We start from the raw sequence: 1,184 nt of genomic DNA, 5'->3' as shown, positions 1-1,184 counted from the left end.
CCCGCTTGTATGGTTAGACTTGAAGGGGGGGTGGGACTAAATGCCCGATTCTGACTGTTCACAGCAGTACAGACCGTGGGAGACATCGCCCCACCCCTTCCACCAAAGCGCCGATAAAGAATGCATCGTTTGCAAGCGACGATAGAAGCAAGCCAGCGCCTCTTGGTGAAACCCCTTCAAGCCGAAAAACCATAACGTGAGGAGCCGCCCATGGCAATGCAGGTAGGTAAGTTAATCGTGGGTGCGGATGTCGCGAAGGCTGAGCTGGTTATCCACCACGATGACCGCGACGAGATCATCAGGCTGAAAAACTCCAAACTCGAGATCAGAAGGTGGCTCAAGCAACAATCCCTCAACACCGCTATCGCTGTTGAGGCGACCAATGTCTATCACTTGGACCTGGTTGAATTGGCCCACAGCCTAGGCTTCGAGGTGTATGTCATCGATGGTTTTCAATTGAGCAACTACCGGAAAAGTGTTGGGGGACGGGTTAAAACCGACCCCTCCGATGCTCGGTTGCTGTCTCGGTTTTTAAAAAATGAAGGCGAGGACCTTCGCCCTTGGAACCCGCCTCCCGCTGTCTACGGCAAGCTTCAGAGCCTCCTGCGACGCAGAGCCGCCTTGGTGACTGCGCGTACGGCAATGACTCAGAGCTGGGCTAATGAACGCCTTTTGAAAGCCGCCTTCGAAGTCTTCGTGAAATCGATAGATCGGCTGGACCAATTGATCCAAAAGAAGATTAAAGAAGTGCTGCGAGAAGCTGGCCTCCACGAGCAAGTCGCTCGCTGCCAAGCGGTAGAGGGTATTGGTTTTCTAACTGCCACAGCACTGGTGATGGCGTTTATGAGGGGCGAGTTCAAGAGCAGTGACTCGTACATAGCATTCTTGGGAATGGATCTACGAGTGAGTGATTCCGGTCAGAAGAATGGACGCCGTCGCCTCACCAAACGAGGTTGTTCAGAAATCCGTCGTCTGTTGCATAACGCGGCGATGGCCGCCAGTAGGTCAGCTGCTTGGAAAGGGCTGTACGAACAACATCGGAATGCTGGTAAAGCAACCACCCAAGCTCTGGTAATCCTTGCTAGAAAGCTCGCGCGGGTGGCATTCGCCCTGATGAAAAATCAGGACGAATATGTCACCAAAGGCGGGAAACTGGCTTGCTGAAAACCATAGAATCTCCCACA

Annotated in this window: 1 protein-coding gene; it reads left to right on the top strand. The window is 53.1% G+C overall.

What is annotated here, in order from left to right; translation table 11 throughout:
• The first annotated feature begins 210 nt into the window (after window positions 1–210).
• Window positions 211–1,164, top strand: a complete 954-nt coding sequence (locus CAY82_RS24745) for a transposase (protein ID WP_087503444.1) — start codon at window positions 211–213, stop codon at window positions 1,162–1,164.
• The last annotated feature ends 20 nt before the right edge of the window (window positions 1,165–1,184 follow it).

It is taken from the genome of Pseudomonas sp. SID14000 (assembly GCF_002165135.1).
GTDB lineage: Bacteria > Pseudomonadota > Gammaproteobacteria > Pseudomonadales > Pseudomonadaceae > Aquipseudomonas.
Note: the sequence above shows the minus strand (reverse complement) of the source record. Positions and strands in the feature narration are given on the sequence as shown.